This window comes from Chitinophaga sp. SYP-B3965 (assembly GCF_009647655.1).
In the GTDB taxonomy this organism is placed as follows: domain Bacteria; phylum Bacteroidota; class Bacteroidia; order Chitinophagales; family Chitinophagaceae; genus Chitinophaga.
This window is the reverse complement of record NZ_WJFD01000006.1, coordinates 208,366-233,769: the sequence shown is the minus strand read 5'-3', so window position 1 is coordinate 233,769 and position 25,404 is coordinate 208,366. Positions and strand designations below refer to the sequence as shown.

Genomic DNA, 25,404 nt, shown 5'->3' with positions numbered 1-25,404 from the left:
GTGTTAGCTGGTAGCTAATTGTTCCTGGGCCATATGATTAGCTCTTCTGCCAGCTTTTCTGGCCTGCTTATCCATTTTGCGATAGGCATTCTTTGCGGCATCTTTAATATCCTTCAGTGTCGACTCTGCACGGTCGCGATTTTTCATCAACCATAAAGCACCTGCTACGGCTGTTCCAACAATGGAAGCTGCGATGATTATCTTCTTCATGACTCTTTGATTTGGTTCATGTATAGTAAATCAATGGTCGTGCCAAAAAGTGATAACGAAACCGTAATTTGCACGCATACTAAATAATCTATATGGAAAAGCTTATGAAAGAAGTGCGCTTCCTGAAGATCTATTCTTTAGGAATGACGGGTGTTCTAGCCCTCTTTATTTTGATGTCATTTACAAAAAACACGCGTTTCGAAGAAATAGATGTGGAACGGATCAATATCGTTGAAAAGAATGGTCAGCTTAAAATGGTGATCAGTAATAAGGAGAAACAGCATCCCGGTATGTTGAAGAACAAACCATTTCCAGCCAGAACGCGGGAAGCCGGCCTCATATTCTTCAATTCTGCAGGAGATGAATGCGGTGGCCTCACCTACGAAGGTGATTCCGTTAACGGCTCCGGTATGGTGGTTTCTTTTGATCAATATGAAAATGACCAGGTGATGCAAATGCAATACATGGAAGATGTTGAAAAGGGCGGGCGTAAACGCTCCTATGGCATGAAACTCTGGGATCGCTCCGAGCAAATGCCGCTGGACCGGTTAATAAAGATCTTCGATTCACTGGGTGCTTTAAACAACAAGAGTGTAATGGATGCAGAAGTGAACAGACTGAAAGCAGCAAAACTGATGGGTAGAGAACGGATGTTTGTTGGGAAGACCAAAGGTGAGGAAGTCGGCGTTTTCATCCGGGATGATAGTGGCAACCCTCGTATTAAATTGTATTTGGATAAGAACAACCAGGCAAAGATGGAATTTCTGGATGAAAAGGGGAATCTTATACCCATTAAATAAGTGTTATCCTTGCTTCATCCTAGCTTCAAAGTAGCTTAAACCCGCGCTGGCGTGCAACACGAAGCTAGGATGAAGCAAGGATGAAGCTACCATGGCCGATCTGCAAAATCTATTTAACATAAAAAAAAGCCGCTCTCGTAAGAGACGGCTTTTTCTTTTACCTGTTGGTAAGATTTCCTTTATATCGCTGGTTCCTGTTGGCTCAGGCAGTGAAAACTCCCCAGCCCCCAGATAATCTCTGTAGAATCAATGCCCACCACTTCCCGGTCTTTAAAACAGCCGGAAATGATCTCCAGCGCTTCATCGTCTTTCTTACACTGGAAGGTAGGTACGATCACATATTTATTGCTGATATAGAAATTCGCATAAGATGCCGGCAAACGCTGCTCGTCGTAAATAACGGGATCGGGCATAGGCAGGTGAATGATATTCAGCTGTTTACCATTGAGCAGGCGCATTTGCTGCAGTTGTTTGAGGTTCTGTTGCAGCAGTTCGTAATTCTCATCCTGTTTATCCGTTTCCACAACTGTCAGCACCGTATCCTCATTCACAAACCGGATGGTATCATCAATATGCCCGTCTGTATCGTCTCCCACAATGCCATCTTCTACCCATAACACCTGGTCTGCACCATAATATTGATGGAGGTATTCTTCTACCTGATCCCGGTTAAGATGTGGATTACGGTTCTCATTCAGCAGGCAGCAGGTAGAAGTGAGGATGGTTCCTTTCCCGTTGAACTCTACAGAGCCGCCTTCCATGATGATACCGGGGTTAAATACCGGCAGTTTATAATGATTGGCGATGAGGGTAGGGATCACATCATCCTGCTCAAAAGGAGGGTATTTACCACCCCAGGCGTTGTAATTCCAGTCCACCACCACTTTTTTATCCTTAGCATCCGGATTGATCAGGAAAGCCGGACCATGATCGCGGCACCAGGCATCGTTGGTGGGGTGCAGAAAGAATTCCACATTGCCGAGGTTCACACCTTCAGATTGCAGGTGCCCGGTGGCAAATGCTTTCATCGCTTCGTCCAGCACATTGATGCGCACTTTTTCACTATCCGCCAGGTATTTTACAAAACGGCTGTAGTAAGGGAAGATCGTATGGATCTTTCCAGGCCAGCTGGCTTCTTTATGCGGCCAGCTTAACCATGTGGCAACATGTGGATGAAATTCTGCAGGGAAATAATAACCGAGTTGCTTGGGAGTAGTTTGCGTCATGCTTCGTCGTCAATATATCTTTTGGTAATAGGTTGGTAGGAATCGATCCTTCTGTCACGCAGGAATGGCCAGTGTGTACGGTATCTGTCTGTTTTGGACAGGTCCAGTTCCAGCACAACCGTTTCTTCCTGGTCGTGTGAGCTGAGGTGCAGTAAGCTGCCAAAAGGATTGGCCACGAAAGAGCCGCCCCAGAATTTCATCAGGCCATCCTGTTCCAGGCCTACACGGTTCACGCTCACCACATGGATGCCATTGGCCACTGCATGGCTCCGCTGAATGGTCTGCCAGGCATTGTATTGCTCTGTGTTGGTAGCTTCATCCTGACTGGTAGCCCAACCAATAGCGGTAGGGTAGAAGAGGATCTCTGCTCCCATCAGGGCCGTGATACGTGCTGCTTCAGGATACCATTGGTCCCAGCAGATCAGCACACCGATCTTCGCGAACTTTGTATGGAAGATCTTATAACCCAGGTCTCCCGGGGTGAAATAGAATTTCTCGTAATAAGCCGGATCGTCCGGGATATGCATCTTGCGGTATTTACCGAGATACTTGCCATCCGCATCCAGTACGGCTGTGGTATTATGATATAAACCTTCTGCTCTTTTTTCGAACAGGGAAGCGATGATCACCACACCCAGTTCAGCCGCCACTTTACCCAGGGCCTCCGTAGAGGGACCGGGAACAGGCTCTGCCAGTTTGAAGTTCTCATAATCTTCCACATCACAGAAGTAAAGAGAAGTGAACAGCTCCTGCAGGCAAACTATCTGTGCGCCCTTGGCCGCAGCCTCTCTTACCTTGTCGATGGCCTTTGCCAGGTTCTGCGCTTTATCGGCAGAACAGCTCATCTGTACGATTCCTGTTTTTACTTTTGCCATGAATACCTATTATTAAACGGGTACAAAGGTATAAAAAACCAACCTTCATCCCATATTCTCGCATTTTCGTACCATTTCACCTCACCAGCAACACTTGTTTACTATTATTGCATTAAATATTAAATGCATGGAAAAATTCAGGAAGGTAGAGTTTTGGGCGGCTACAGGGTTATATCTCCTGGTAGTTTTCGCGGTACTTTTCCCCTTTTTATTAAGCGGGGAAGAATCCGGAACCTACTGGATAGCAAGGGTCTTTGAAGAGAACAATATGCATTTTGATGTATTTGTGCACGTGCTGATGCCTAAGTTAATGATAGCCACTGTCGGTTATGCCACTTTCCTGCTCATTAATAATTGGATAACCCCCTTCTTCCTGGAAAAGAAACGTTTTTATGGAGGTGTTCCTTTAGCCGTTTTGGCGTTTGTGCTCTTATGGGTATTTACGATGGTAGCCTTTACCTACCGTTACGGATATATGCTGGGCTATAAGGATATGAATGTGTTTCATGCTATTATGGCCAGGAGGGGCTTTGGTGCTATGCTTGTTTGCGCTATCACCTATGCCTTTTATTATGCTGTGAAATATCTCTATTTCAATTACCTGCATGGATGGTTCCAGCAACAGAACATCTGGCGAAAGATCACTGTAGAGATGGTATTGTTTTTTATGGTCTGGGTAGTTTCCCTGGTTATGACAGCGCAATATCCGCACGGAGGCACGTTCATCCTCATTCTCTTTATTGGTTTTTTCCTCCAGTTAACTTATATCACCGCTTACTTTTTCATTTTCCCTCCTTTCCTCCGCGGAGAACATCGCTGGGGAATTCTTGGAAGAAATTTACTCATCACAATAATGTTATCATGCGGCCTTGCCATGTTCATGGTGGGGATTAGCTTTAACGCGAGAGCATTGGAAGTGCTGCTGTTCCTGATGGTGTTAGGAGAAGTGATGTTTGTATTCCCTATCGCATGGTGGCTGGCTAAATTACGTTCAAAGCAAAAAGATGAGGTGTTAGTCCTGGAGAAAGCGCTGGGTCGTTCTTCCGCCAATCTGGATTTCCTGCGCTCCCAGATTAACCCTCATTTTCTTTTTAATGCCCTTAATACCCTGTATGGCACTGCTTTACAGGAAAATGCTTCCCGCACCAGCGAAGGCGTGCAGAAACTGGGAGATATGATGCGTTTTATGTTGCATGAAAATCACCAGGAGAAAATTGAACTCAGCAAAGAAGTAGGTTACCTGCAGAATTACATTGCCCTGCAGCGCCTGCGGATACAACAATCAGATGATATCAAGATAGAAGTGAATATCAGTGAAGACGATTGCGATCACCCAATTGCGCCAATGCTGCTGATCCCCTTTGTGGAAAATGCTTTCAAACATGGTATCAGCCTGCGCAACCGTTCCTGGATAGTGGTATCTCTTTCCTGCGATGCCACACATATCTACTTTGATGCCTACAACAGCGTGCATCTGAAACCGGAGAACGATCCGGAGAAAACAAGCCTGGGTATTGGGTTGAATAATGTGAAGAACAGGCTCGCGTTGCTCTATCCACGCAGACATGAATTGAGCATTCGCCAAACCGCCACCGAGTTTTTTGTACACCTCACAATAGCGATCAATAAATGACGGAACAGCAAAAGGAACCCGATGGTTTCAGCAAATTCCTGTGGTGGCTGGCCACTGCAGATGCAGAGATTTTAAAGGATTGTAAAGTAGATAAGGAAAGGTACAGGATAATAGGTATAGCCGTACTCGTTACCTGGTTGTTTGCCACGCTCGCCTGGGGATATTTCTTTTCCACTGTCGTGAAGGACGATCTGATCGTAGCGGGTTTAGCGCTGTTCTTTGGCTTTGCTATTTTATCAATAGACAGAAGCCTGATTGCCGCCATGAGCCGCACCGGCAGCAAACCGCAATTCCTGCCGGTGGCTTTCCGCTTATTGCTGGCCATCACCATCGGTTTGTTTATTTCACAGCCTGTAGTATTAATGTTATTCAAAAAAGACATTGATGCACAGATGGTGCTGGACAGGCAAAGCAAACTGGATCATTTCAGAAAAGAGCAGGCTGAACTAAACCTTGTTCGCACCAAAGAACTCAGGCAGCAGCTCAGCACGCTCAACAGTCAGCAAACACAAAAAGAAGAACAGGTAAAAGATTATAAAGACGGATACATCCGGGAAACAGATGGTACCGGTGGCTCCGGCAAGATCGGAGAGTCTGCTATTGCACGGGTGAAGAAAGGAGAGTACCTCAAATCAGAAGAAGAACTGCGCAAACTAAGAAAAGACCTGGAACCACAACGCCTTGAAAAAGAAGCGCAACTGGCTACTCAGTTTTCAGAAGATAGTCTGAAAGAGCAGGCATATATGGCTACACTAACAGATGGTTTCCTCACGCAGACAGAAGCACTGAACACCCTCACAGAAGAGCATCCGCCTTTAAAACAACGCTACCGCCTGATCGTATTCATTATTACACTGATAGAGATCATGCCGCTGCTCACCAAGCTCATGATGCCCAAAGGAGAATACGAAGAAAAGCTGGCAGCGATTAGTGCGGGTAGTTTACATGAATCCAAACTCAAGAAAGAATTACAGGAACACTATCAGGCCGGCGCTGCCGTAGCGGATGGAGAGGTAATAGATCACATCTTCAATTTAACAGCAGCCCAACGCAGGCAGGAAGCAGAGAAGGTGGTAAAAGACTGGGAGGCTGCAGATGGCAGGAGTTTCAGGAATTTATGGGCCAGTGCAAAGAGGTTGTTACTGCTGCATAAAGTGTAAGGGGGGATTTTTTTATTTACCAACCGGGGTGTTTTCATATAAAAGCAAAGAGTTTTTTTTATATAAAAACGAAACCACCAGTAAGGTTTTCATTAAGAAATAAAAAACAGTAAGCGCAGCTTTGAGATTTTTTATATAAAAAATAAACTCGCCAGTAGGGTTATCATAAAAAAACAAAACCAGTAAACGTAGCTGGGAGGCTTTTTATATAAGAAATGAACCCGCCAGTAGGCTTCATATAAAAAAGCAAAACCAGTAAACGAAGCCTTGAGTTTTTTTATATTAAAAATAAACCTACCAGTAGGGTTGTCATAAAAAAGCAAAACCAGTAATTGCAGCCTTGAGGTTTTCCATATAAAAAAAGAAAACCCCTCAAGTCTCAGCCGCCAGGGCGCACTCCCTGCATAATCCATAATTAACGTATCTTGTTCGATATATGAAAATGACCGCCATAGCGATCGATGATGAGCCCGTAGCGCTTTCCGTAATACAAGCGCACGCAGCTAAAGTTCCTTTCATGGAAATAAAAGGCACCTTCACCAATGCCTTTGAAGCCATGGAACTTTTACGCCGGGAAAAAATAGACCTCCTTTTCCTGGACATCAAAATGCCCGACATCTCCGGCCTGGATTTCCTTTCCAGTCTGCATGAACCACCCATGACCATTTTCACCACCGCCTATTCAGAACACGCCGTACAAAGCTTCGAACTGGATGCAATAGATTATCTCCTCAAACCCTTTTCACTGGCCCGTTTCCTGAAAGCCTGCAACAAAGCGCACAGCCTGTTGCAGTTGAAACAGGACCGCCCACAGAGCAGCAGTTTCCCCGGATACATTTTCATCAAATCAGGATACGAGCAGTTTAAAGTACAGCTGGATGAAGTACTCTACCTGGAAAGCGCGGGTAATTACGTGAATTTTATATTGCAGGATAAGAAGGTAATGTCCAGGTTATCCATGCAGGAAGCCATGGCATTATTACCCGTAGCAGATTTCACCAGGGTACATCGTTCCTTCATTGTAGCCAATCATAAAATAGACAGGATAGATCGTAGTTGTATTTATATCAGGCAGGCTGTGATCCCTATCGGCGCCGCGTTTGGAGAAGCCGTGAACAGGATTGCCGGCGGCAGGGAAGAGGAGTAAAAAAACAGGCGCCGCAAATGCGGCACCCGTGTCCTGTATGTGTATTCGTTAACACTACTTTTTAAATATAGTCGCCACCGTAGCTTTCGTTGTTACCCCATGCAACACAATGATCTGCGGCACAGAAAAACTCATCTCTCCTCCACGGATATAATCGATCCTGAAATCATCACTCCCTGCGCCCGTACAGCTTGGATTCGGCGATATCACAATAGAACGGCCATTGATCCTGTAGAAGTTAACTACTGCTTCATGGCCATGATCTACCACCAATACCGTATCAGTTTCCCTGAAAGCAACATAGTCGCCTTCCACCAGAATGTTCGTTGTATCTCTTATGATTTGTCCCTCGTAGGAGGCTGTAGTGACCTGGTAAGTGGCTTTCCATTGACCCGTAATAGGGCCTAAGGCTTCTCTGTCTTCTTTTTTACAGGCAGATGCAAACAGCGCCAGGCATAGGGCGCCAGCCAGCAGTTTGGTGATTTTCATAGGTACAATACGTTAGGGTAAATTACTGTCACAAATATACATTAAAATAATGAACAAATTAAAATAATATTAATGTGTTAGCGGCAGAAGGCCGCTGATAGCCGTAATTGCTTATATTTGAGGATATAAATACTATTTATGAAAAAGACATCCATGCTGTTACTGGCTGGTTTATTTGCCGCCACAGCCTCCATAGCCCAGACAAACATCGCCCGGTCCCAACCTGGCGTTACTTATGGAAAAGCCATCAATGCTGAACAGGCTATTCAAATGACGGACCTTGATCAGAAATTACAGTCAGACACTATTTATATCGGTAAAGTAGAAGGGAAAGTAGTGGAAGTATGCAAAAAGAAAGGCTGCTTCATGAAACTGGAAAGAGCTTCCGGTGAAGCTGTAATGGTGAAATTCACAGATTATGCCTTCTTTATGCCGCAGGATATTGTGGGAAAGACCGTAGTGATAGAAGGTACTGCCAAAGTAAATGAAACCTCTGTAGAGCGTTTAAAACACTTTGCAGAAGATGCAGGTAAAAGCAAAAAAGAGATCGCAAAGATCACCGCGCCCAAGAAAGATATCGTGTTCGTGGCAGACGGTGTGGTGGTAGTAAAATAAAAACAACACTAACGGAAAAGGCCTGTTCGCAAATACGGACAGGCCTTTTTTTATTAAGCCCTGATGCCGGGACCACAATTAATTAATAGCAGCCCTGATAGCCCGGATCAACACTTCACTGTCTACCTTTTCGAGGGGATGTTTAACACCCGGCAAAATAGTCATCTTACCCCGCGGCAAACTTTTGAAAACAGCATTGGTTTCTTCCACGCTTACCATGGCATCCAGTTCCCCTACCATCACGCTCACGGGGATGGTTATATTTTTTAATGTCTTAATTGTTAATGGAGGATCATTCCCCAGTTCCTGCATTAAAGACGCAGTGCCGGTTAAAAGTGTTTCCCAGCCCGGTTCTCCATGTAATGATTTTAATTGTTCTACATAAGCCGGTACCTTTTCCTGTAATACTTTAGCGTCCAGCATCCGGGTTTCCTTTGCGGCTGTTTCCGGCGTCCAGTTGAATTTGGTGGCCAGCGTACCCACTTTCAGAAAAGCCTCCGGCTGCTGTAAAGCCGCAGCTAATGCCACATACCCGCCCATACTGTAACCAAATACGGCAGCAGGCGCTAACTTATTTGTATGAATATAATCCAGCAATTGTTGTGTAAAAGCTGCTATACTAATACCTTCTGCCGGTGGTTGGGTACGGCCGTGCCCGTGAAAATTGAACTGGTGAATGGTGTACTGCTCACTAAGTGTGGGCGTTACAGTATCAAACTGCTGTGCTGCCCCCAGGGCACCATGTAAGAGAAGCAGGGTTGGTTTCATTTTATAACGGGGTTTGAAAAAGATAAAAATTTAGCGAATTTAGTTTATATTTATTGTCTGAACCTTTGCTTTCTAAAGAGACCACTCTTGATCTATTTCAATATAAACTTATTATCGTCTAAACAGAATTGTCCTCGAAAACCCAGTTGTCGCAGCAGGAAAGTGAGTAAAAATGGATAATAGCCGCAGCACCAAGTGCTGCGGTTTTTTTATGTGATCAGGCGGAGATCTGCTGGCCAAATTGCAGCAGGTAGCCATTGTTGTCGTAGATGCCAAATTCACGCATGCCATAGTCGAAGTCCTGCACAGGAAAACAAACCTCTGCTTTGTCCTTTACTTTCTCCCACAGTTCGTCAATACCATCTATATGGATATAGATAGCGCCGGTGAATACGGGTTCTGCAAAAAGCCCGCGGCTGCTGAAAGGGGATTTTGCCTGTGGATGCACCAGCTGCATGGTCACATTGTCCTTCTTGATGGAAGCAAACTTCCATTGATCATCCATGGTCTTACAGGTGAAATCGAGTACGGAAACATAAAAATCAACGGTATCCTGTAATGACGGCGCCGTTAATGTGGGAATGGGATCGAGCAGCTTCATACGTGTAAAATTGTTTGGGTCAGGTGAATAACAGTTGTGTATAGAAAAAAATGACTCTCTACTAAATTTAATAAAATAATCCAGCTGCCCAATGGCTGTTGCCATTATTTTATCAACATTTTCTCCATTTATTTCAAAAGCATGATTTATTCTATCTTTACGCCCTGAGTCAATTTTAAGTATAGCTATGCAACAATCATTGTTAACTCTGTTAAAGCATCATTTTGGCTATACACATTTCCGTCATAACCAACAGGCTATCATCGAAAATGTGTTACAGGGCAAGGATACCATGGTATTAATGCCAACAGGCGGTGGTAAATCCATCTGCTATCAGCTTCCTGCGCTTGCCTTTGGCGGTGTCACCATCGTCGTTTCCCCCCTGATCGCCCTGATGAAGGACCAGGTGGATGCCCTTACCCAAAACGGGATCCCTGCTGCCTTTCTCAATTCAACACAGACGGTTGCGCAGCAACAGACCATCATACGCCTGCTGCGGGAAAAGCGGCTGAAGCTACTTTACCTGGCCCCGGAGCGCCTGGTAGGGGAAGGCAATTTCATGCAGTTCCTGGGAGAGCTGGATGTATCTCTTTTTGCGGTGGATGAAGCCCACTGTATCAGTCACTGGGGCCATGATTTCCGGCAGGAATATCTTACGCTGGGCCAGCTGAAAGACCGTTTCCCGCACATCCCCGTGATCGCATTAACGGCCACGGCAGATGGACTCACGAAGCAGGATATTATAGAAAAACTCAACCTGAAGAATTATACGGTCTATGAAAACTCTTTCAACAGGCCGAACATCTTTTACAGCATCCGACCTAAAAAGAATCACTACGAACAGCTGACCGCTTACCTGGAAGAACACAAAGAAGACAGTGGTATTATATACTGCCTTTCCCGTGCTTCCACAGAAACACTTGCGTCAGATCTGCAAGGGGATGGATATGCCGCCGCGGCTTACCATGCAGGGCTGGATCGCCAGGTAAGGGAAGAAAGGCAGGATAAATTCCTGCGGGACGAAGTGAAGATCATGGTAGCCACCATTGCCTTTGGAATGGGCATCAACAAAAGCAATGTGCGGTTTGTGGTGCATGCGGACCTGCCCAAGAACATAGAAGGATATTACCAGGAAACCGGTCGCGCAGGCCGGGACGGACTGGCCAGTGAAGCCATCCTGTATTTCAGCGCAGGGGACGTGTTCAAGATGAAACGTTTTGCCAGCGTGGAAGGTAATGAAGCCCAGACAGCCGTAATGCTGAAAAAGCTGGACCAGATGGCAGCCCTTTGCGAAACCCGCCAGTGCCGCCGCCAATACCTCCTGCAATATTTCGGAGAAGAAGCGCCGGACCATTGTGGTAATTGCGATATCTGCCTGGGGCAATACGAACGCAGCGATGCCACCATTGTTGCACAGAAAATGCTGAGCGCTGTTTATCGTTTACAGGGACGCTTCGGTATGAACTACGTGGTAGATTTCCTGCGGGGCAGCACAACCGTAAAAGAAGCGCACCAGGAGATCAAGACCTATGGCATTGGTAAAGAAATATCCAAAGAACAATGGAAACAATATGGCAGGGAACTGATGCAACTGGGTTACCTGCAGCAGTCTGAAGGGGAATATCCTGTTCTGCAATTAACAGATACCAGCTGGCGGGTATTGAAAGGAGAAGAAACCGTGATGCTCACGGTACCCGCCAAAGCAGCACAGGCAGCTCCCCAGGCGCCCACCAAACAATCCGCAGAGATCGCTAACCCGGCTTTGTTCCAGGAATTGAAGCAGCTCCGCCGGCAGTTTGCAGATAAAGAGAATGTACCACCTTACATTGTATTCTCCGACGCTACCCTCGCGGAACTCGTCACCTACTTACCTTTAACACCCACAGATATTGCTAAGATCTCCGGCTTCGGGGATATGAAACTGGCTAAATACGGAGATGCTTTCCTGGATGCAGTGCAAACCTATTGCATCCGGCATGGCCTGCAAACACAGATGCAGCTGAAAGCGCCTAAACAAAAAGCCCGCAAGTCCTCTGCCAGAACAGATGCCGGCGGGAGCCAGCGGCAAACCCTTGAGTTATTCATGGACGGCCTTGCCGTGCAGGAAATAGCAGCAAGGCGCAACCTGGCTATGAGCACCGTAGAAAGCCACCTCGCTGAATTTGTGCGCAAAGGAGAGCTGGATATAAGGGATGTGGTACCCGATTCCAAAAGAGTGCAAACCATTATAGAAGCTGTGGAAAAAGCAGGCGGATACGCAGTAGGGCCTATTAAGGAATGGCTGGGAGAAAGCTTTGGATACGGAGAGATCAGGATGGTGATGAACTATTATTTCTGGCTGCAGGAGCAATCATAAAGCGGCATTTTTCTTTTAAGGAGATGGTGCTTTTTTAACTTTTTTCAGTACTTTGTTATATGCTTCCACGTTTTAAACGTTAGGCGTTTATTCATCACTGTTATGATTTCATTACAAAACTCAAACTATTGATCCATGTCATCCTCCACGAACCGCAGACATTTTTTACGTCAGCTGGGCTTGTTTTCCGCCGGCGTAACCTTAGGACCCGCTTTTCTTTCAGCCTGTAACAACGCAGGTACTACATCAGGAGCCGACTCTGCCAAAGCAGACAGTGCAGCAAACACCGGCGCCGCAAAAGACCTGTTCTTCAAGATCTCTCTCGCAGAATGGTCTTACCACAATGCCATCTTTGCCGGTAAAATGACCAACCTGGACTTTGCTGCCAAAGCAAAGAACGATTATGGCATCACCGGTATTGAATATGTGAACCAGTTCTTTAAAGACAAAGCAAAAGATAAAACCTACCTGGCTGATCTCAAACAACGTGCAGACGATAATGGCGTACGCAGCGTACTCATTATGTGCGATGGAGAAGGAGAGTTGGGCGATCATGATGAAAAGCTCCGCAAGCAGGCGGTAGAAAATCACTACAAATGGGTAGAAGCAGCACAGTTCCTGGGTTGCCATTCCATTCGTGTGAACGCTGCCGGCACCGGTAAATCAGAAGAAGTAGCCAAAGCAGCCGCAGATGGTCTTGGCAGGCTCACTGATTTTGCCAAGGATTTTAATATCGGCGTGATCGTAGAGAACCATGGCGGGTTTTCCTCCAACGGTATCTGGCTGAGCGACGTGATGAAATCCGTGAATAAACCAGGTTGCGGTACATTGCCAGACTTCGGTAACTTCTGTATCAACCGCTCTAAACCGGTGGATTCAAGTCCTGAAGCATGGGCTAAAACTACCTGCCTGGAAGAGTATGATCGTTATAAGGGTGTAACAGAACTGATGCCATTCGCAAAAGGTGTGAGTGCCAAAACACATGATTTTGACGCAGAAGGTAATTGCATAGAAACCGATTACGCTAAAATGCTGAAGATCGTGAAAGACGCTGGTTACACCGGTTACATCGGTATTGAATACGAAGGCGCAAAAGATTCTGAAGAAGAAGGTATCCGCAAAACACTGGCGCTGCTGAAAAGAGTAGGTGCCGCATTAAGCTGATCTAAAAATTACCACGATGGAAACAAAACCAGAAGGAATGACAACACTTAGCCGTGTTTTGGAAGTACTCGCAGAACGTGGCTACGATAATGAATTCAGATTTATGGAAGATGGCCGGCTGGAGTATGTGAACAATGGCCAGCTATATGAGCAGGAAAGTCTGAAGATCATCCGTACTTACCGTTTTGAAGGAGATTCCAATCCCTCAGATTCTGCTGTTTTGTACCTGCTGGAAAATGAATTTGGCCTGATCGGTTACATTATCAACGCATACGGTATGTACAGTGATTTTGAAGGAGATGCTTTTGATAATTTCATACGAAAGCTACCCGTGGAAGAACGGGAGTTTGAATAAATTAAAAAGCCGCCTTATTAAACAGGGCGGCTTTTTTTATGTGTTAGAATTTTATCACTACTTTTTCCCGGGTGATACGATAAGAAAACCCCACACTGTCGCCCAGTGCTGCCAGCATTTCCTGTAAAGAACCATTATGGAATTCACCTGAAACACCTTTGGGTGGCGTATCATTACCCCGCAGTTCCATTTCCACACCAAACCAGTCCTCTATCTTTTTGAATACCGCCTGCACCGGTGTATTATTAAATACCAGTTTACCTTCCAGGCAATCCTGCTGTTCTGCCAGCGGGAAAGTTTCTTTTTCCATCAGGTCAATATCTTTATTAGCCAGGATCATTTCCCCGCTCAACAGGTTCTCCGGTTGATTATCTGTAGTGGAATGATAGGATTTGGTCACCAGTGCAGCTCCGCCTAACAGGTAAAAGGTGGCGCCGGATTGCTTTTCTAAAGAACGCATCCGGAAGGTGCCTTCGATCGTAACCGCTTTCAGTTTATCTGTAGTGAGTACAAATGCTTCGTTCCCCTGGTTATGCACCTGGAAGAATGCTTCTCCGTCCAGGATCACATTCCGCCCTGTTTTCGGGAAGTTGACCGGTACATAAAGATTAGAGCGGGAGTTGAGTAATACCATCGTACTGTCTGCCAGCGTGATCGTTTTTCTTTCGCCATAAGGGCATTGGAATATCGTGTACTGCTGGCCGGTCTGCAGGATGGAAGAACTGGTGTGATGACGGCCTGCCATGTAATACAGGATGCCTGATGCCAGTAACATCACTACGATCAACGCAGCTGCAACGGGTTGCCAGTTACGTCGTTTTTTCATATACAGTGGAAGCCTCGGCCGCCGGAATTGCTTATTCGCTGCGCTCATTAATAAGAATGTGGAGTAAAGGATTTTGGTGCGTATAACTGTCCGTCCAGCTTACAATATAGTAAAATTCGGCAATTATATGTTTTCCTTCGGACATAGCCCTCATCGTTCAAGAGAAGTATGTCAGAAAACTATCATGAGTTTTAGGCCTTTTTTGTTAGTCCAGTCCCATCCCCTTAACTTTGCCCGCCATGGAAAAGCAGCTATCATTATCCTTCGAGAATACGGCCATTGCCTTTGAGCATATGTCCAACCGTGCATTGAAAAGAGCAAATTTCCTGTTCAGTAACATCGGTAAACCCTGGCTGGTAAAGCTGGGCGCTATTGCCACACCTATTGCTTTCAAGCTGAGGCTGCCTGTTAAAGGCATCATCAAAAGCACCATCTTTAACCAGTTTTGTGGTGGCGAAACACTGGATGAAGCAGTACGTGCAGCAGAAGAACTGGGGAAATTCGGTGTAGGCGTTGTACTGGATTACAGTGTGGAAGCCGTGGAAGGAGAGGAGAATTATGATAATGCCGTACCAGAATTCTTAAGGGCCATTCAGTATGCGGCCGGCAAACCGCATATCCCTTTTATAGCCATCAAAGTAACCGGCTTTGCCCGTTTCAGCCTCCTGGAAAAGATCCATGCAGGAGAAACGCTCAGCCCGGAAGAACAGGCGGAATTTAAACGGGTGCATGATCGTATCCATACTATCTCTTCCGCTGCTGCCAAAGGAAAAGTAGGTTTGCTGATAGATGCGGAAGAATCCTGGGTACAACAACCCGTAGATGATCTGGCAGATGAGATGATGGGCCTCTTCAACAAAGAGCAGGTGATCGTTTACAATACCTTTCAGTTATATCGTCACGACAGGCTGGAATTCCTGGAAACCTCTTTCGATAAAGCCAAAGCAGCCGGTTATTTACTGGGCGCAAAACTCGTACGTGGGGCTTATATGGAAAAGGAACGCAAACGTGCGGAAGAAGAAGGATATCCTTCTCCGATCCAGCCCAGCAAAGAAGCTGCAGACCAGGATTACGATACGGCAGTCCGTTTCTGCCTTGACCGCCTGAACGACCTGGGGCTTTTCATCGGAACACACAATGAAGATAGTTGCATGCTGGCAGCAGAACTGCTCCACGAAAAAGGCATCGCGCATAATCACCCGAGAGTAAGTTTTTCACAGTTATATGGCATGAGTGATAACATCACCTTCAACCTGGCACATGCCGGTTACCGCGTATCCAAATACCTGCCTTACGGTCCGGTGAAGGATGTGGTACCTTACCTGATCCGCCGTGCACAGGAGAATACTTCCATTGCCGGTTCCATGGGAAGGGAGTTGGGATTGATCCGTTCGGAAATGCAGCGCAGGAAGATGTAGACAAAGCATTGAAGAAATTTTAAAGCCGCCCTTCTTAGAACAGCTTTAAAAATCTTCCTTCCTGAAAAAGGGGACAGCCACTCTTCTCAGAACAGCGGTAAAAAAATTTCTCCTAAAAAGAAAAACACACCGCCCTTTGCTGCGAGGCAAATGAAAAAGCCGTTCTTCTCAGAACAGCTTAAAAAAAACTTCCCTAAAAAGAAAAACACACCGCCCTTTGCTGCGCGGCAAACTCATAACCAAAACAAAAAGCCGCCCCCATACAGGAGCGGCCTTTTTCTTTCTTATACAACCTCTAATTCGCCTCGGTTAAAGGAATCGGATATTTATCCCACACTTTATCTCCCACTCTTGTATTAGGCAATTCCGCCAGGCGGTTGTAACGCCGCATATCTACCCATCTATGGCCTTCTGCAAAAAGAGAAAACCTCCTCTGCCGCAACATTTCCGTGATCAATGCCGCCGATGTAGCGGCGCCCGCATATACCGGCAGATTATGACCAGTACGGATCCTGTTAAGAGCCACAATAGCATCCGGAAAAGCAGTCAACTGAATTTTAGCTTCCGCATAAATGAGAACGAGTTCTTCATTCCTGATAATAGGGAAGAAGTCCGTATTGGTTTTAATGATCCAGATATCCCTGTTGGAAGTAAGATTATCTAATGTAGGAGCATCATTGCGTAAAGTAGCTTTCCCGATGCGGTCATCTCCGGGTGTGATGTCTGCTACATAAGAAGGATGCGCCAGTCTTTTTTCACCCGGACTATTTTGCGGGAGATAAAGCGGATTCAGCAGGTCTCCGCTGGAGCCAGAGAACTCATGGGAAACACCTGTAGCAAATGCGCCGTTCAGATTAAAGAAAGATTCATTCAGGGCTGTTAGTGCCGCCGCCCATTGTTGGCGGTAAACGGCTACCCTTGCCGCGAGGGCGCGATTGAACTGGAGCATGCCAGCCGGGGTTTTAAATCCGGTATAACCGGAAGAAAGCGGAAAGCTGATAGCACTGCCGGTAAGATCTGCTTTTGCTTCATCCAGCAAAGTTGCAATATCTGTCAGCGCTGCCTGGTCTGGTTTAAATGGCCCCAGTTTTTCCGGATCTTTTACATCTGTACGGATACCGTTGCTCCAGGTCATGGTAAGGTTCATCAGCAGCTGATGTGCCATCACTGTTTTGGCAAAACCAATATATCCTTTTTTCTCTTCTGCAGAAAGTACAGCAGAATTAGTAGCGGCATCTATGAGGATATAACCCTGGCGCACTATGCGATAGCGGGAAGTCCAGGGGTTGGTGGTATAAAAGGTATTGTTATCCAATTCGCCGGTACCCATCATTTCCGTTGTCCAGCGGGGTTCTGAGCCTGAGAAGCGATAAGCTTCACGGCCCAGGATACTTACACCGTCGTAGTAAGTAGCGATGCTGAGACGTGTGCCGGATTCCAATCCAACTACCAGTGTGGCGAGTTGTTCTTTCGTGGCCCTTCTAACAAGGTCTCCCGCAACAGGAGTGTTCAGATTGGGGATCTCTCCCTTCTGGCAGGCCAGCGGCCCAAGCAGGGCAATGCATATAATGAGTAGTTTGATACGATGTTTCATGGTTCAATGATTTAATGTTACACGATGATCAGAAGGTGACAGACAAATGCAGTGATGCACGTTTGGAAGCCGGGTAAGGCGTTACCTCCACTCCGGTGGAAACACCTGTACTACCGCGGGTTGTAGCGGTAGAAAGGGTGTTACTGCCAAAGTTGGAAGACTCCGGATCATAACTCTTGTATTTTGTGAAAGTGAACCAGTTATTAGCAGATGCGCCGATGTTCACGGCCTGGATATACCTGTTCTTTTGGATAGGTATGTTGTAATACAATCCTATCTCACGGATACGTACATACGATGAATTCTGTACACGGATGGCAGCTTCGTTCTTACCGGCAGAAGCCATGCGGTCCAGACCGTCTTTTATGCCATTGCCATTATCATCGTCATCGTAGTCATGCGACGTACCGAATATGTCTGAAAGGTATTCGGTGAGGTTGATGTTCTGGCCACCTTGTTTCCAATGGATCATGAAGCGCAGGCTAAAGTTGCGGAACAGGGTGAGGTCGTTAAAGAAGCTCATCTGGAAGTCAGGCTCTGCATTGCCCAATACACCTACACCTTTGCCGGTGCCCAATGTACCAATGATCTGTGTGGCAGATTTTCCTTCTTCAATAAAGAAGTTACCGAGTGTGTTACCAAACGCACCCAGCGGGAAAGCAGGAATGGTAAGGCGGGTGATCTCTGAAGTGTTCTTCCAGAAATTAACGGTAGAACTCCAACGGAAATTCTTCGTGTTAACAGGGATGGCATTGATGCCTAACTCAATACCTTTATTTTGCAAGTCGCCCCCGTTCACCCACTGCTGGGCAAATCCGCTGGAAGGTTGCAGGTTACGGCGTAACAGCAGATCAAAGATCTTTTTGTTATAGTAAGTAGCTTCCAGGCTCAGTCTTCCATTGAAGAAGCTCACATCCAACCCTGCTTCAAATTCTGTTTGCCGTTCCTGTTCAATGTTCTCATTACCAAATTGCGTATCCACCAATGATCCCGGTTGCTGACCGGTATTGCTGGCCGTTACAGCCAGGAACCTTGCACCGTAAGGCGCTACGTTACCAGCAGCACCATAAGCTGCCCGCAGTTTGAAACTGTTGATCGTCTGGATATTCCAGAAAGGCATCTTGGCGAGGTTCCAGGATACAGATGCTTTTGGCAGTACGAAGTACTTTTTATAATCCCCGTTATTCGTGGACCGGTCGAAACGCACACCTGCAGAAGCGGTGATCGCATCCATGATCAATACTTCTTCCTGTACAAAAATACCGTTATCGCGGTATTTCAAACGGAACTGTTGCAGGTTGGAATTGGAAGCCTGATCCAGGTTAGTTTGAGAAGGAATGATATTGGTAGCAGAAGCAATGATATTATCCAGGTAACTTGTTTCCAGCGTGGCACCCAGGGAAGTGGTGAAGTTCAGATCAGGTGTTGCACTGAATTGATTCACCAGGATACCGGCCAGGTTTGTATTCAGGTTATTGGTATTACCCTGTATGGAAGCGCCTTCCAGCCCGCCTTTCATAAACTGCAGGGAACGTGGGAAAATAGCTTCTGTTTTAAGATTGAAGAAGTCGATACCACCTCTTACGATCAGTTTGGTATTGGTCTTGTCATTCTGATGTAATACCGCTTTGATCTCACCACCGGTGATGAAACGGTTGGTGGTTTCGTTGTTCCTCATCTTATCCCTTGTTTCCAGGGGATTGGCGGCGTTAGGATTTACAGGGTAATTCCCTAACGCGTCCGGATGCTGTTCCAGGAACTGCGGGATCGTAGCCAGCGAAACACCATAGGTAACACTGTTATTATCATTGTTGGTTAAGCCACGGTCTGCTGAAGTGTTCATGTAAGCGAACCGCAAACCAACGCTGATGCGGTCTGTGAGTTTATGGTCCACATTCAGGCGCAGCGCATTGTTGAGGTAACCGGTGTTTTTAATGATGCCTTCTTCTGATTTACGGTTGGCAGAAAAATAGAAACCAGTCCTGTCATCACCACCACTTACACTCACGCCGGTATTCAATATCAGCCCTTTTTCCCCATACATCTCTTTTTCATAATCATATAATTTACCGGCATTGCGGGCGGCAATAAAATTATCCCTGGCAGTAGCGCCACCCAGGTCAAATGCCGTTTGCTCCGTGAATTGCCTTACGCCTAATAATTTGCGTACCTGGTTCACACCCACATCCTGCCGGAAACGTACCGTGGTCTTTCCTAATGAGCTGCCTTTTTTAGTAGTGATCAATATTACACCCGCCGCTGCTTTAGAGCCATAGATAGCTGCTGCAGAAGCGCCTTTCAGAATTTCAATGTTCTCAATATCTTCCGGGTTCAGGTCGGCCACACGGCTGGAAGGATTATCCTGGTTCTGTGGGTTACCTGCACTGGCAGCAGCCGTGATCAGGTTTAAACCAGCGGGCACACTCACATTACTGATGAACACACCATCCACTACATACAGTGGTTGGGAGTTACCAAAAATGGAAGTAACGCCCCGCAGTTTCACAGAAATGCCGCCACCGGGCGCACCGGAGTTGGCGGTGATCAATGCACCAGGGATCTTGCCGCTGAGAGCGGCGTCAAAAGTTTGTGCAGGTGCTACACCATACAGTTCTTTGGCAGAAATAGTAGCCACCGCATTAGCGAGGTTACTTCTTTTTACCGTGGTAGCGAGCCCGGTGATCACTACCTCATCGAGGTTGGCGTAATCTTCCTGTAAGGTTACGTTCACAGTAGTGCCGTTCACCACTATCTGGTGTGTTTTGTATCCGGTGAATGTAAAGGAAAGGGTGCTGCCGTTTTCTGCTTCCAGGGAATAACGGCCGTTCACATCAGCAATGGTACCGCGGTTGGATTGAAGTATCCGTATGGTTACTCCGGGAATACCATTTCCTGCCGCATCTATGACCCTTCCGGTCACTTTTTGCTGCGCGGCAGCAAGGAGAGTGCTGCATAGCATAATGAGCAGCAGCATCAAATGTTTGATTCGAAACATGTTCTGGCGATTTTAGAGGTTTAAGAAAGAATGATTAGGTTGATAAAGAAAAAGATAGAGAATGGGAGGGCCGGGCCAAATAGGCGAGGCCCCCTAATGGAGTACATTAAGTTGCATAGTGGAGCATTTTTAGAGGTTGATAAATTGGTTATAACAAGCAGGGTCAATTCGAACTATGCCGAATAGCTATTGATCATAAATGGGAAGGTTTATGAACTAACTGAAAACAGGATTTCTTTGTCCAGGATAATTTTGGGTTCTTCCTTACTTATTGTAATGTGCGATCCATTTTGTTGTGCCAGAGTTGCCGGGTTAATTGATAAATCTGTGCTCCCTTTTCGCTGTTAAATAAATACTATGACCTTGCAATGATTTTGGTTGATGATAACCGGGTCCTTTTTTCTAAGCTTATAGTTTTTAGCGGTTAAGATTGTTGCTTTAACACTGTGATATGGTCTCCTCAATTAATGCAGATTACTGAAATTTGACGTAAAGTAGATTTGTTTGTTTTATCGATTTATTTTATATTATTACTTCGTGTAATTTGAACGCTTTGTTCACCTAATTTGGCTAAATACGGCTGAAAAAAAGTAATTTGCGGGGTCATGCAACAATACCTGAATTTATTACAAGATATCCTGGATAAAGGAAACGATAAAACAGACCGTACAGGCACCGGTACCCGTAGTTTGTTCGGATACCAGATGCGCTTTAACCTCCAGGAAGGTTTTCCGATGGTCACCACCAAAAAACTGCACTTAAAATCAATTATATACGAACTGTTATGGTTCCTGAAAGGGGATACCAATGTCAAATACCTGCAGGAGCATGGTGTGAAGATCTGGGATGAATGGGCGAACGCAGAAGGAGACCTGGGTCCTGTATATGGCAAACAATGGCGCAGCTGGGAAGGTGCCAATGGCAAAACCTTCGACCAGATCACGGATGTGGTGAACCAGATCAAAAAGAACCCTGATTCCCGCCGCCTGATCGTAAACGCCTGGAACGTAGCAGACCTGCCGGACATGGCCCTCAGCCCTTGCCACTGCCTCTTCCAGTTTTATGTAGCAGACGGTAAGCTCAGCTGCCAGTTATACCAGCGCAGTGCGGACGTATTTTTAGGTGTGCCTTTCAACATTGCCTCTTACGCTTTGCTTACCCTCATGATCGCACAAGTATGTGATCTGCAGCCCGGTGATTTTATTCACAGCTTTGGGGATGTGCATCTTTATAACAATCATTTGGAACAGGCGCAATTGCAACTCACCCGCAAGCCTTATCCATTGCCAACCATGAAAATCAATCCCGCTGTAAAAGATATTTACAGTTTTGAGTTTGAGGATTTCCAGTTGGAAAACTATGAGTTCCATCCACACATCAAAGCCCCCGTAGCTGTATGACCCCCATCATTTCTATTATCGTTGCTGCCTCAGAGAACAATGTGATCGGCATCCAAAACCGCTTACCCTGGAATCTTCCGGCAGACCTTCAATATTTCAAGAACACCACCTGGGCCATGCCCATCATCATGGGCCGCAAGACCTTTGAATCCATGGGCCAACCCCTGAAAGGCCGCCAGAACATTGTCATAACAAGACAAAAAGATTACACCCAACCCGGCATCACCGTAGTTTCCTCAATAGATGAAGCTATCGCAGAAGCAGAAAAGCAGGAAGTAAATGAGATCTTCATCACAGGAGGAACAGAAATATTCTTACAAGCCTTCCCCAAAGTAAACCGCATCTACATCACACGCATTCACGCGCAGGTAGAAGGAGATGCTTACTTTCCAGAAATAGATAAAAACGAATGGGAGTTGAAACGCAGTGAAGCGCATGATGTGGATGAGAAGAATAACCTGCCATATACTTTTGAAATCTGGGAAAGGAAATAATGAAGAATTTAATCCAAAAGCGATAATACGCATCTTAAAGTGATAAATTGTATTGTAAAACCGATATGCTTTTCTTTGCTGATTAAAAACGAAGCTCTACCTTTGTAGAGAAGTATAACACAGTGTTATACCTGCCAGGTAAATCCTAAATCCAGCGTGACGACCATCAGGGTTATCGTAAGCATAATGTAAGTATGCCGCTTTAGGGTCTGGCTTTTTTTATGCCAATCAACTCCAATTTTAAGACAATTGTTATACCTAATACTTCAGGCATAATCATACACCTATTCAATTAATCGCAAGATAATGGCTAAGAAAAGAGAAATAACAGTAAATGATACTATCATACGTGTTGTTAACTATAACAATGATGATTATATATCAATAACCGATATGTTGAAAGCCAAAGAAGGAGATTTCTTCATATCCGACTGGCTTCGAAATAGAAATACGGTTGAATTTTTAAGCATCTGGGAATCAATAAACAATCCAGATTTTAATTATGGCGAATCTGCCATAATTAAGAGTCAAGCCGGATTAAACAATTATAAAATAAGTGTAAAAGAATGGGTTGAAAAAGCTAATGCTGTTGGACTTATTGCGAAAGCAGGCAGATATGGAGGAACCTATGCGCACAAAGACATTGCTTTTGAATTTGGCACATGGATAAGTCCGGCATTTAAGTTATATCTGATTAAAGAATTTCAGAGACTGAAGGAAATTGAGAGTAACACACATCGTCTGGAATGGAACTTTAGAAGGAGCCTATCGGCTACCAATTACAGAATTCATACTGATGCTATAAAGGAGAAGCTCATTCCCTGGGGAGGCACTCAACAGAAAAGTGAAGTATACATTTACGCGGAAGAGGCCGACTTGATAAATCTGGCTTTATTTGGTCTTACTGCGAAACAATGGAGAGAGCAATATCCTGAAGAAGCGTATGAATATAAAACGATAAGGGATTGCGCTGATACGCATCGCCTCATTGTTCTTTCAAATCTAGAGAACCTTAATGCTGTATGGATCAGGCAGGGGATTGGTAAGAAAGAACGGTATGAAATGATGAGAGAAGCCGCTATCAATCAATTGGCCTCACTTCAAAAATACTTAATTGATCCTTCAACTATTGAAAGTCCTGTTAAAAAGAAGATATTGCCAACTTCTGAATTGAAGTCTTCCTTTACTTAAAGATCACCATCCCCAGCAACTGCGTAGTCTCAATCTCAATCTGCTTCAAATGCTGGTGCATTTTCAAACACGCCATCTGATCCTCAATATCCTGAGACTTCTCCATCTCATTCTGATTCTCAACGATCAGCTTTTTGATCTTGCGAAGGATGAGATACCCCGTAGTAGAACGGGTATCTTTAAGGTAGGCATTATCACCATAAATAGTTTTGATCTCAAACCGGTCCTTCCAGTTAGCACTGAGATCCGCTTCCTTATCTTCCAGTATCTGCGCAACGTTCTGTGCAATTTCCGCATCCTGGTGATAGAGGAACCATTTTTTATCCATGGGAGACCCCGAATCATACTGTGATTTATATTCGCGAAGGATCTTCTTCACCACTTCACTATCCGCCAGTGATTCAAAATCATAAGGAAGATGGAAGATGTAATCAGCCACCGTTTGTTTCCCTTCCAGGTTTTGATTCTCTTCTTCTTCCTCACTCAAAGTGAGATAAGGTTTATCGCCGAAGCGCAGCAATATCTTCACCAGTTCTCTTTCCTGCTTTTCATCCCGGTTAAAGAGATTCTCAGCAGCAGAGGTCGGCGCATCATCCTGGAAGTGCTCGGGGTACATTTCCGCGAGGGAAGGCCCGTCGTTATCCTGCGTCTGAAAAGATTGCTGTTGTTTGTTTTGCTGGGCAGCTTGTTTGGTGAGCCTGTCCCGGATGTATTTGTTGACGAGGGTCACCATACCCTCTTCATCTATCTTTAATAACTGGCTGCACTGACGGATGTAATCCTGCTGTTTGGTGAAATCTTCCACCTTATCAATGCGTGCGATCGTTTCAGCGATCTCATTTACCAGTTGAGATTTCTTGGTAGTATCAGTACCTGCTTCTTTTAAGGAAACATGTAGTTTGAAGAGGATGAAGTCTTGTTTATTTTCTGCAATGAACTGCCGGAAACCTTCCGCACCTACTTTACGCACATAGCTGTCCGGATCTTCTTTATCAGGGATGAGGGCAAGCTTTACGTTGAGGCCTTCTTCAATGGCCATGTCCAGCCCGCGGAGGGCTGCTTTCACACCTGCATTATCTCCATCATAGAGGATGGTGAGGTTGTTGGTGTATTTTTTAATGAGTCGAAGCTGATCTGTAGTAAGGGAAGTACCACTGGAAGCCACTACGTTTTCTATACCCGCCTGGTGAAGGGAAACAACATCCGTATATCCTTCCACAAGGAAACACTCATCCAGTTTATCGATGGCATGTCTTGCGAAGTAAGTACCATAAAGCACTTTACTTTTTACATAGATATCGTTTTCCGGGGAGTTGATGTATTTAGGCGCGCGGTCTGATTTTACCAGGATGCGTGCACCAAAGCCGAGTACTTTACCACTTTGGTTGTGAATGGGGAAGATCACCCTGCCGCGGTAGTTATCCGCCAGCTGTTCATTGCGGAGGGCCACGAGCCCTGTTTTCTGCAGGTAGTCTGCATTGTACCCTTTCATGAGGGCCGCTTTTACGAAGGCATCGCGTTGGTTAAGACAGTAACCCAGCTGGAACTTGCGCACCGTTTCTTCCGAAAACCCTCTTTCTTCAAAATAACTTAAGCCTACATTCTGTCCTTCTTCCGTTTCGAACATCGTTTTCACGAAGTAGTCGCGGGCGAAATTGTTGATGATGAAGAGGCTGTCCGCCAGTTGTTGCTGGAGTTTTACTTCCGGGCTAACTTCTTTTTCTTCGATCTCTACATTATACTTCGCGGCCAGCCAGCGTAATGCTTCCACATAAGAGTACTTTTCGTGCTCCATGAGGAAGTTGATGGAATTGCCGCTTTTGCCGCAACCGAAACATTTATAGATCTCCTTACTTCCGGAAACGGTAAAGGAAGGGCTCTTTTCATTGTGAAAAGGGCAAAGACCAAGGTAACTGGCACCGCGTTTCTTCAGCCGCACGAAGGAGCCGACGATTTCCACAATGTCTATCCGGTTGAGTATCTGTTGTATTGTATTCTGAGAGATCAAATTATTTCGATAGTTAGCAAATACAAACTTACCCCAAAAATCTGGTTTTGGAGCCGGTTCCACAATTCCTTAAATTTGG

22 protein-coding genes are annotated in these 25,404 nt (G+C 45.6%); 12 read left to right on the top strand and 10 right to left on the bottom strand.

Annotated features, from left to right (window positions below; all coding sequences use genetic code 11):
• Positions 1-3 precede the first annotated feature (3 nt).
• Positions 4-210: a hypothetical protein gene (locus GFS24_RS25840; RefSeq protein ID WP_153664798.1), complete on the bottom strand. Its 207-nt coding sequence runs from the start codon at positions 208-210 to the stop codon at positions 4-6.
• Positions 211-302: 92 nt separating this feature from the next.
• Between GFS24_RS25840 and GFS24_RS25835 the strand changes: the two genes are divergently transcribed.
• Positions 303-1,010 (top strand): hypothetical protein, encoded by a 708-nt coding sequence (locus tag GFS24_RS25835; RefSeq protein WP_153664796.1) that lies wholly within the window; start codon positions 303-305, stop codon positions 1,008-1,010.
• Positions 1,011-1,189: 179 nt separating this feature from the next.
• Here the strand turns inward: GFS24_RS25835 and GFS24_RS25830 are convergent, their stop codons facing one another.
• Both GFS24_RS25830 and GFS24_RS25825 read right to left on the bottom strand, forming a co-directional pair.
• Positions 1,190-2,236: an agmatine/peptidylarginine deiminase gene (locus tag GFS24_RS25830; protein ID WP_153664794.1), complete on the bottom strand. Its 1,047-nt coding sequence runs from the start codon at positions 2,234-2,236 to the stop codon at positions 1,190-1,192.
• A complete protein-coding gene (locus GFS24_RS25825) occupies positions 2,233-3,111 on the bottom strand; it encodes a carbon-nitrogen hydrolase (protein WP_153664792.1) in 879 nt (292 codons plus the stop codon). The genes GFS24_RS25830 and GFS24_RS25825 overlap by 4 nt, the downstream gene beginning before the upstream one ends.
• A gap of 127 nt (positions 3,112-3,238) precedes the next feature.
• Here GFS24_RS25825 and GFS24_RS25820 point away from each other — a divergent pair, with 127 nt between their 5' ends.
• From GFS24_RS25820 to GFS24_RS25810, 3 genes are all read left to right on the top strand, one after another.
• A complete protein-coding gene (locus GFS24_RS25820) occupies positions 3,239-4,744 on the top strand; it encodes a sensor histidine kinase (RefSeq protein ID WP_153664790.1) in 1,506 nt (501 codons plus the stop codon).
• On the top strand, positions 4,741-5,904 hold the full coding sequence (locus GFS24_RS25815; RefSeq protein ID WP_153664788.1) for a DUF4407 domain-containing protein: 1,164 nt from the start codon (positions 4,741-4,743) through the stop codon (positions 5,902-5,904). The genes GFS24_RS25820 and GFS24_RS25815 overlap by 4 nt, the downstream gene beginning before the upstream one ends.
• Before the next feature lie 436 nt (positions 5,905-6,340).
• Positions 6,341-7,051, top strand: coding sequence for a LytTR family DNA-binding domain-containing protein (locus tag GFS24_RS25810; protein WP_216647530.1), 711 nt, complete (start codon positions 6,341-6,343; stop codon positions 7,049-7,051).
• Between the two features lie 54 nt (positions 7,052-7,105).
• Here the strand turns inward: GFS24_RS25810 and GFS24_RS25805 are convergent, their stop codons facing one another.
• Entirely contained in the window at positions 7,106-7,540 is a 435-nt protein-coding gene (locus GFS24_RS25805; RefSeq protein WP_153664786.1) for a hypothetical protein, read from the bottom strand.
• A gap of 138 nt (positions 7,541-7,678) precedes the next feature.
• On the opposite strand from GFS24_RS25805, the gene GFS24_RS25800 reads away from it, so the two are divergent.
• Positions 7,679-8,155 (top strand): DUF4920 domain-containing protein, encoded by a 477-nt coding sequence (locus GFS24_RS25800; protein ID WP_153664784.1) that lies wholly within the window; start codon positions 7,679-7,681, stop codon positions 8,153-8,155.
• Between the two features lie 78 nt (positions 8,156-8,233).
• On the opposite strand, the gene GFS24_RS25795 is transcribed toward GFS24_RS25800, so the two are convergent.
• Positions 8,234-8,923 (bottom strand): alpha/beta fold hydrolase, encoded by a 690-nt coding sequence (locus GFS24_RS25795; RefSeq protein ID WP_153664782.1) that lies wholly within the window; start codon positions 8,921-8,923, stop codon positions 8,234-8,236.
• 217 nt (positions 8,924-9,140) lie between these two features.
• A complete protein-coding gene (locus tag GFS24_RS25790; protein ID WP_173003199.1) occupies positions 9,141-9,524 on the bottom strand; it encodes a VOC family protein in 384 nt (127 codons plus the stop codon).
• 187 nt (positions 9,525-9,711) lie between these two features.
• On the opposite strand from GFS24_RS25790, the gene recQ reads away from it, so the two are divergent.
• The 3 genes from recQ to GFS24_RS25775 all read left to right on the top strand — a co-directional run bounded on the left by recQ (position 9,712) and on the right by GFS24_RS25775 (position 13,399).
• Positions 9,712-11,880, top strand: a complete 2,169-nt coding sequence (recQ, locus tag GFS24_RS25785; RefSeq protein ID WP_153664778.1) for a DNA helicase RecQ — start codon at positions 9,712-9,714, stop codon at positions 11,878-11,880.
• Positions 11,881-12,015: 135 nt separating this feature from the next.
• Entirely contained in the window at positions 12,016-13,044 is a 1,029-nt protein-coding gene (locus tag GFS24_RS25780) for a sugar phosphate isomerase/epimerase (RefSeq protein WP_153664776.1), read from the top strand.
• A 16-nt stretch (positions 13,045-13,060) separates the two neighbouring features.
• Entirely contained in the window at positions 13,061-13,399 is a 339-nt protein-coding gene (locus GFS24_RS25775) for a hypothetical protein (RefSeq protein ID WP_153664774.1), read from the top strand.
• Positions 13,400-13,442: 43 nt separating this feature from the next.
• Here GFS24_RS25775 and GFS24_RS25770 read toward each other — a convergent pair whose 3' ends face one another.
• Entirely contained in the window at positions 13,443-14,225 is a 783-nt protein-coding gene (locus tag GFS24_RS25770) for a FecR family protein (RefSeq protein ID WP_173003198.1), read from the bottom strand.
• 239 nt (positions 14,226-14,464) lie between these two features.
• Here GFS24_RS25770 and GFS24_RS25765 point away from each other — a divergent pair, with 239 nt between their 5' ends.
• On the top strand, positions 14,465-15,643 hold the full coding sequence (locus GFS24_RS25765) for a proline dehydrogenase family protein (protein WP_153664770.1): 1,179 nt from the start codon (positions 14,465-14,467) through the stop codon (positions 15,641-15,643).
• A gap of 295 nt (positions 15,644-15,938) precedes the next feature.
• On the opposite strand, the gene GFS24_RS25760 is transcribed toward GFS24_RS25765, so the two are convergent.
• Positions 15,939-17,237 (bottom strand): RagB/SusD family nutrient uptake outer membrane protein, encoded by a 1,299-nt coding sequence (locus tag GFS24_RS25760; protein WP_153664768.1) that lies wholly within the window; start codon positions 17,235-17,237, stop codon positions 15,939-15,941.
• 28 nt (positions 17,238-17,265) lie between these two features.
• Entirely contained in the window at positions 17,266-20,232 is a 2,967-nt protein-coding gene (locus tag GFS24_RS25755; protein ID WP_153664766.1) for a SusC/RagA family TonB-linked outer membrane protein, read from the bottom strand.
• A 605-nt stretch (positions 20,233-20,837) separates the two neighbouring features.
• Between GFS24_RS25755 and GFS24_RS25750 the strand changes: the two genes are divergently transcribed.
• From GFS24_RS25750 to GFS24_RS25740, 3 genes are all read left to right on the top strand, one after another.
• Positions 20,838-21,632 carry a thymidylate synthase gene (locus tag GFS24_RS25750; protein ID WP_153664764.1) on the top strand — a complete coding sequence of 265 codons (795 nt, stop codon included), beginning with the start codon at positions 20,838-20,840 and terminating at the stop codon, positions 21,630-21,632.
• Complete coding sequence (folA, locus tag GFS24_RS25745) at positions 21,629-22,126, top strand: type 3 dihydrofolate reductase (RefSeq protein WP_153664762.1); 498 nt, start codon at positions 21,629-21,631, stop codon at positions 22,124-22,126. The genes GFS24_RS25750 and folA overlap by 4 nt, the downstream gene beginning before the upstream one ends.
• A gap of 306 nt (positions 22,127-22,432) precedes the next feature.
• Positions 22,433-23,317: a KilA-N domain-containing protein gene (locus GFS24_RS25740; RefSeq protein WP_153664760.1), complete on the top strand. Its 885-nt coding sequence runs from the start codon at positions 22,433-22,435 to the stop codon at positions 23,315-23,317.
• Here GFS24_RS25740 and dnaG read toward each other — a convergent pair.
• Positions 23,310-25,388 (bottom strand): DNA primase, encoded by a 2,079-nt coding sequence (gene dnaG / locus GFS24_RS25735; RefSeq protein WP_371731316.1) that lies wholly within the window; start codon positions 25,386-25,388, stop codon positions 23,310-23,312. The two genes, GFS24_RS25740 and dnaG, sit on opposite strands and share 8 nt — an antisense overlap.
• Between the last annotated feature and the right edge of the window lie 16 nt (positions 25,389-25,404).

Bases quoted from the DNA above. Each gene is read 5' to 3' on its own strand.
- GFS24_RS25800 (WP_153664784.1), top strand. From the start codon at position 7,679: ATGAAAAAGACATCCATGCTGTTACTGGCTGGTTTATTTGCCGCCACA.
- GFS24_RS25835 (WP_153664796.1), top strand. From the start codon at position 303: ATGGAAAAGCTTATGAAAGAAGTGCGCTTCCTGAAGATCTATTCTTTA.
- GFS24_RS25780 (WP_153664776.1), top strand. From the start codon at position 12,016: ATGTCATCCTCCACGAACCGCAGACATTTTTTACGTCAGCTGGGCTTG.
- GFS24_RS25740 (WP_153664760.1), top strand. From the start codon at position 22,433: ATGGCTAAGAAAAGAGAAATAACAGTAAATGATACTATCATACGTGTT.
- folA (WP_153664762.1), top strand. From the start codon at position 21,629: ATGACCCCCATCATTTCTATTATCGTTGCTGCCTCAGAGAACAATGTG.
- GFS24_RS25790 (WP_173003199.1), bottom strand. From the start codon at position 9,524: ATGAAGCTGCTCGATCCCATTCCCACATTAACGGCGCCGTCATTACAG.
- GFS24_RS25820 (WP_153664790.1), top strand. From the start codon at position 3,239: ATGGAAAAATTCAGGAAGGTAGAGTTTTGGGCGGCTACAGGGTTATAT.
- GFS24_RS25765 (WP_153664770.1), top strand. From the start codon at position 14,465: ATGGAAAAGCAGCTATCATTATCCTTCGAGAATACGGCCATTGCCTTT.
- recQ (WP_153664778.1), top strand. From the start codon at position 9,712: ATGCAACAATCATTGTTAACTCTGTTAAAGCATCATTTTGGCTATACA.
- GFS24_RS25815 (WP_153664788.1), top strand. From the start codon at position 4,741: ATGACGGAACAGCAAAAGGAACCCGATGGTTTCAGCAAATTCCTGTGG.
- GFS24_RS25795 (WP_153664782.1), bottom strand. From the start codon at position 8,923: ATGAAACCAACCCTGCTTCTCTTACATGGTGCCCTGGGGGCAGCACAG.
- GFS24_RS25825 (WP_153664792.1), bottom strand. From the start codon at position 3,111: ATGGCAAAAGTAAAAACAGGAATCGTACAGATGAGCTGTTCTGCCGAT.
- GFS24_RS25810 (WP_216647530.1), top strand. From the start codon at position 6,341: ATGAAAATGACCGCCATAGCGATCGATGATGAGCCCGTAGCGCTTTCC.
- GFS24_RS25830 (WP_153664794.1), bottom strand. From the start codon at position 2,236: ATGACGCAAACTACTCCCAAGCAACTCGGTTATTATTTCCCTGCAGAA.
- GFS24_RS25770 (WP_173003198.1), bottom strand. From the start codon at position 14,225: ATGAAAAAACGACGTAACTGGCAACCCGTTGCAGCTGCGTTGATCGTA.
- GFS24_RS25755 (WP_153664766.1), bottom strand. From the start codon at position 20,232: ATGTTTCGAATCAAACATTTGATGCTGCTGCTCATTATGCTATGCAGC.
- GFS24_RS25760 (WP_153664768.1), bottom strand. From the start codon at position 17,237: ATGAAACATCGTATCAAACTACTCATTATATGCATTGCCCTGCTTGGG.
- GFS24_RS25805 (WP_153664786.1), bottom strand. From the start codon at position 7,540: ATGAAAATCACCAAACTGCTGGCTGGCGCCCTATGCCTGGCGCTGTTT.
- GFS24_RS25840 (WP_153664798.1), bottom strand. From the start codon at position 210: ATGAAGAAGATAATCATCGCAGCTTCCATTGTTGGAACAGCCGTAGCA.
- GFS24_RS25750 (WP_153664764.1), top strand. From the start codon at position 20,838: ATGCAACAATACCTGAATTTATTACAAGATATCCTGGATAAAGGAAAC.
- GFS24_RS25775 (WP_153664774.1), top strand. From the start codon at position 13,061: ATGGAAACAAAACCAGAAGGAATGACAACACTTAGCCGTGTTTTGGAA.